The sequence below is a fragment of the Fluviicola sp. genome (genome assembly GCF_030151805.1).
In the GTDB taxonomy this organism is placed as follows: domain Bacteria; phylum Bacteroidota; class Bacteroidia; order Flavobacteriales_D; family Crocinitomicaceae; genus Fluviicola.
On sequence record NZ_JASLCN010000329.1, the window covers coordinates 1 to 5,614 of the forward strand.

3 protein-coding genes are annotated in these 5,614 nt (G+C 41.5%); all 3 read left to right on the forward strand.

What is annotated here, in order from left to right; genetic code table 11:
* A partial coding sequence (locus tag Q1V93_RS12445) for a phytoene desaturase family protein (protein ID WP_367183799.1) occupies window positions 1-548 on the forward strand: 548 nt, incomplete at its 5' end.
* Between the two features lie 57 nt (window positions 549-605).
* Complete coding sequence (locus Q1V93_RS12450) at window positions 606-4,412, forward strand: 1-acyl-sn-glycerol-3-phosphate acyltransferase (RefSeq protein WP_300665172.1); 3,807 nt, start codon at window positions 606-608, stop codon at window positions 4,410-4,412.
* Between the two features lies 1 nt (window position 4,413).
* Window positions 4,414-5,614: NAD(P)/FAD-dependent oxidoreductase (locus Q1V93_RS12455; RefSeq protein ID WP_300665174.1), on the forward strand; the 1,201-nt coding region annotated here is incomplete at its 3' end.

Here is a 5,614-nt window from a genome sequence, read left to right on the forward strand (position 1 = left end):
GGGATCCGTACAAATCTGCTATTTCCGTTTTGGCTCCTACGGTTCGCGATCATACCTTAAGCCCGGAAGGAAAGGGAACGCTGACTTTGTATGTTCCGGCCTGGATGGATTACATGGATAACTGGCAAACGGAAAAGAATGCAAAAGGAAATTTTGTGCGTACAGAAGCATATAAAAAACTGAAAGACGATTTTGCACAGATTATCCTGGATCGCGTTTCGGAAAAAATGTGTCCGGATCTGCGGAAACACATTTTGTTTTACGAAGTGGCGACTCCCGTAACTTATGAACGTTACACCGGAAACAAAAACGGTTCGATGATGGGAACAAGACCGGGAAAGAAAAACATGCAAAGCAAAATTGCACATTACCGCACGCCGATTAAAAATTTAATTATCGGCGGACAATGGGCGGAATTGGGCGGCGGCGTTCCGATTGCTGTGAAATCTGCCTTCAATGCGTCGTTGATTATTCTCAAAAAATGGGATAAACCGAAGTTCACAAAACTCCTGAATGCATACAAAAAAGGGACGAAACTCAACTCATAAGATATTTTCGTAGCTTTGTCCACTTTTATTTCCCCTACCCCCAAGAAACTAACATAAATGATCGGTCAAGTTTGCGCGCGAATTGTTGAATTTTTTCTCCGGAAAAGATTTGTTTTTTGGGCAGTTTTCCTGCTTGTAACGGCCATTTTGGTGTTCGGTGTTTCAAAATTGCGCATCAATCAGGATTTGTATGCCATTTTCCCGCAAGGCAAAGAGTTTAAGAAATTCAACAGCATTGTTCAAAAAAATAAATTGAACAAGCAGGTGGTTTTTTCCATTAAAAGCCAGGAAGATGAGGAACAAACACTTGAAAAATTAGAAGAACTAAAGACAGAGCTTCAAAAGCGCTTTTCGAAAGAACTGAGCGGAATAGAAATTGTCAAGACAGTAGATGAAGGAGCATTGATCGCTTTTCTTCAGAAAAGTTCATTGAGAAGTTTAGAGCCGAAAGATTTTCAACGAATCGAAGGAAAATTACAAGCGGATTCGATCCGGAAAGCTTTGAAACGCACTTCCGACATGCTTACAGGGCCAAATGCTTTTTTCATCAGCAGATTGGCGGCAAATGATCCGCTGGGATTGTTTTATGGTCGTTTGAAGGAATTGAACCCAAGTGCCGATTCGGGAAATTATGTGGTGAAAGACGGAGTTGTCTATTCGCGAAACGAACAATATGCATTTTTCTTCGGAACGATTGAGCTGAATCAGAAGGATACCAAGAAGTTGGAAGCATTTGCAAAACGACTGGAAAATTTCAAGCAGGAAAAGGCAAAACAGCAAGAACTCGGTTTTGATTATTTCGGAACTTTCCAGGTGGCAGTTGAAAATGCCAAGCAAGTGAAGTTTGATGCTTTTCTGACATCCATGCTCAGCATTTCAGCAATTCTGCTTCTTTTGATCTTGTATTACCGCAGCATTTTGGCTCCGTTTTACTTTTTGCTTCCCGGTTTCTTCGGAATTTTGAGCGGAGCAGGTTTGGTGGGGTATCTTCATCCGGATATTTCTGCGATTTCACTGGCAACTTCTTCTGTTTTATTGGGAATCGTACTCGATTATTCTTTCCATTTCTTCACGCATCTGAAACATTTGGGTTCTGTGGTGAAAACTGTGAAAGAAATCAGTTCTCCGATGATGCTGGGCAGTTTCACAACCATTGTGGCTTTGTCGGCTTTGCTGTTTACCAATTCGGTGGTGCTTCAGAATTTTGGTCTGATTGCTTTAACGACCCTTTCCGGTTCCGTGCTTTTTACCTTACTGTTTCTGCCGGTTTTAGTACAGTTCTTCGGGATTAAAGTATCGGAAAAAGAAAATAATTATAAAATTAGTTTTAAACTAAGTAAATCGTTTGTTCGGATCTCCTTTTTGCTGATTGCATTGGTTTCGATAGTATTCCTGTACAAGTCTTCCGAAATGAAGTTCGATTCGGATATGAACAACTTGTCGTTTCATACCGATGAGCTGAAACGAAAAGAGAAATTCTATACGGGAATCAACCCGAATACGGACAAAAAGTTGTTTGTTTTCTCTTCGGCAAATTCGATGGAAAAGGCGCGCATCTCCAATGATGCGGTTTACAATGAATTTGTTTCAACCAGAGCACAATTCGGAATTTCGGAGTTTGTTTCGCTTTCTCCGTACTTACCTTCCAATACAACTCTGAAGCAATCAGATAAAAACTGGACCGGGTTTTGGAAGAAACACGAACGGGTTAAAAAACAAATCATTGAACTTGCTCCTGAATACGGTTTGAACGGTGAAGGTTTCCGACCTTTCTTCCAGCTGATCGAAAAACCGGAATTTGACAAGGAAGAAGGACAGCGACTGGTAGAAGAAATCGGTTTGAATAAGTTTGCTTCGGAAGATGCCGGTCATTATTCCTATGTTACTTCCATAACCGTAAAGAAAAACAAGCAGGAAGCCGTGAAGGAAAAACTGGCGGTAATCGACGGAGTTTTTGTACTGGACATTTCTGAAATGGCGAAATCGATGCTGAGCGTGGTGAAACAGGATTTCGATTACTTGTTCCTGTTTTCTTCGATGTTGGTTTTCTTTTCGATTCTGGTGGTTTACGGCCGCATCGAACTCACGTTGTTTGCCTTTTTCCCGATGGTGCTTGCCTGGGTTTGGATTCTCGGTCTGGCAAGCATACTGGATATTCCGTTCAACTTCATCAATATCATTGTTGCGACCTTCATTTTCGGTTTGGGAGACGATTTCAGCATCTTCACGACGGATGGCTTGATTCAGCAAGCCAGAACGGGTGTAAACTCCATTCAATCGACTCAGTCGGGGATTATTCTTTCCGGAATTGCAACAATTATCGGAACAGGGGCACTCATTTTTGCCAAACATCCGGCAATTCATTCCATTGCTGCTGTCAGCGTCATTGGAATCGGATCGGTGATGTTCATTACGTTGTATGTTCAGCCGCGGGTTTATCGCTTCTTCGTTTTGAACCGTAAAGAGAAAGGACTCGGACCGATTACCTTCTTTTATTTCATTTACAGCATGCTGCTGTTCCTTTATTTCTTTACCGGAAGTTTGATCCTGAATATTCTTTTGCTGTTTGTCCTGATTCCTACTCCGATGAAGCGGATTCACAAGCAGGCAATTTTGAATTATGCCATCTCGAAATTGGTGAAATCGACCTTGTATGCAGGGTTTCACATAAAGAAAAAAATAGTTGATAAAGAAAAACTCGATTATAAAAACCCAAGTATTATCATCGCAAATCATACGTCTTTCCTGGATATTTTAGCCGTTTTGATGCTGCATCCGAAAACGGTAATCATGGTGAAGAAATGGGTTTACAATTCGCCGATTTTTGCACCGTTTATCCGTTATGGCGGCTATTTGTTTGCTGAAGAAGGCGCAGAAGGAAACCTGGACGAAATCAAAAAACGGGTAGGAGAAGGATATTCATTGGTTATTTTCCCGGAAGGAACGCGAAGCAAGGATGGAGAAATCAAACGTTTCCACAAAGGTGCTTTCTATATTGCCAAGGAGTTGAATTTACCCATTCAGCCTTTATTGATTCTGGGAAATCACGAAGTGAATCCGAAGAACGATCTGATTATCAATCAGGGACACATCATCATCAAACCGTTGGACCGACTTTATGCTTCGGGGGAAGAATCGTATAGTGCATTCTCCAAAAGAGCTGTTCGAATCATGCGGGAGGAAATGCAGGAACTTCGGAAAGAATACGCTACCACTGCGTTCTATACGCGTAAAATCATGGAGAATTATTTGCTGAAAGGCCCTGTTCTCGAATGGTACGTGCGTGTGAAATGGGGGATGGAACGAAAGAATTTTGATTTCTATAATCAATTGATTGGTAGCCGGAAACGGATTGTAGATGTGGGTTGTGGTTATGGTTATTTGTCTGTTTTCCTGAATTATTTTGATCCGTCGAGAGAAATTATCGGGATGGATTACGACGACGACAAAGTAGCGGTGGCAGATAATTGCATTAAGAAATCGGAAAACCTGCGTTTTGAAGCTGCAGATATCCGCGAATGGGATTTGCCGGAATCGGATGTGTATTTCTTCAACGATGTGATTCACTATTTACGTCCGGAAGAACAGATCGAATTGCTCCGTCAGGTGAACGAAAAAATGAGTGAAAACGGAATAATTGTCATCCGTGATGGTATTGTAGAATTGCAGGACCGACTGAAAAACACGAAATTAACGGAAGTTCTTTCCACGAAATGGTTTAAATTCAATAAAACAACGAATGACTTGTCTTTCTTGTCAGCAAAAGAAATTGAACGCTTTGCGCAGGAAAATGGTTATGGATTCGAATTGATTGAACATTCATCAAAAACATCGAATGTATTGATGATTCTTAAAAGAAAATAACTTGGATCAGGAGAAGAAAATAGTGGTGATCGGAAGCGGAATCGGGGGGCTTGTATGCGGCTTGATTTTGGCGAAACACGGCTACAAGGTTCAGGTTCTGGAAAAAAACCATCAAATCGGCGGATCATTGCAGGTTTTTAGCCGCGATAAACAGATTTTCGATACAGGAGTTCATTACGTGGGCGGTTTGGATAAAGGTGAAAATCTCTACCAGATTTTTAAGTACCTCGAAATCTTCGATGAGTTGGAGATGAAACGCCTGGACGAAAATGCATTCGACGTTATTCGCTTGTCGGGCGGCATTTCAGTCAATCACGGAATGGGTTACGGGAATTTCAAAAAGCAGTTGAAAAGCAGTTTTCCGGAAAATCAGGACGATATTGATACAATTTGTGCCGAAATTCAGGAGTTTTGTACCTGTTTTCCCCTTTATAACCTGGAATTGGATTCGGAACGGAATTATGTAGATCATCCGGAAGTACTGGAGGTTGGAGCCTGGGAACATCTTTCCACTTTGACAGATAACGAAGATCTGATCCGGATTATTTTGGGTTCCGGACCGTTGTATGCGGGAATGAAAGGAATTACCCCTTTCTATGTCGTGGCACTGATTCTGAACAGTTTCATCAAAGGAAGTTATCGTTTTGTCAACGGCGGTTCACAGATTGCCAAAGCGCTGATGAAACGAATCGGTGAACATGGCGGTGAAGTTTTGAGACGAAAAGAAGTTGTTTCGGCTACTTACAATGAAGCGGGATTGATTGCTTCGTTGCATTGTTCGGATGGTTCTGTTTTTGAATGCGATTTCGTGATTTCAAACCTCCATCCGAAAGAAACAGTGCATATTCTGGGAAAAGAGCATTTCAAAAATGCCTACGTAAACCGCGTTTCGTCCGTTCCGAACACGATTGCATCGTTCATGCTGTACCTTTCTTTTGAAGAAAATTCCTTTCCGTATTCGAACTCGAATTATTACGATTATTTCACGGATAATATCTGGAACGAAGAATTTCGTTTTTCGGATTCCTGGCCACAAATGACTTTTACTTCCGCGCAGGTTTCAAAATATACCAAAGAGTTTGCAGATTCTGTTTCAGTGATGTGTTACATGGATTTTAACGAGTTCAAAGCCTGGGAAGCTTCTGTTCGGACGGTTGTGAAAGAAAGCGAACGGGAAGATGCGTATGAAGCCTTCAAAAAAG

Coding starts and splice junctions, on each gene's coding strand:
- Q1V93_RS12450 (WP_300665172.1), top strand. CDS start 606: ATGATCGGTCAAGTTTGCGCGCGAATTGTTGAATTTTTTCTCCGGAAA.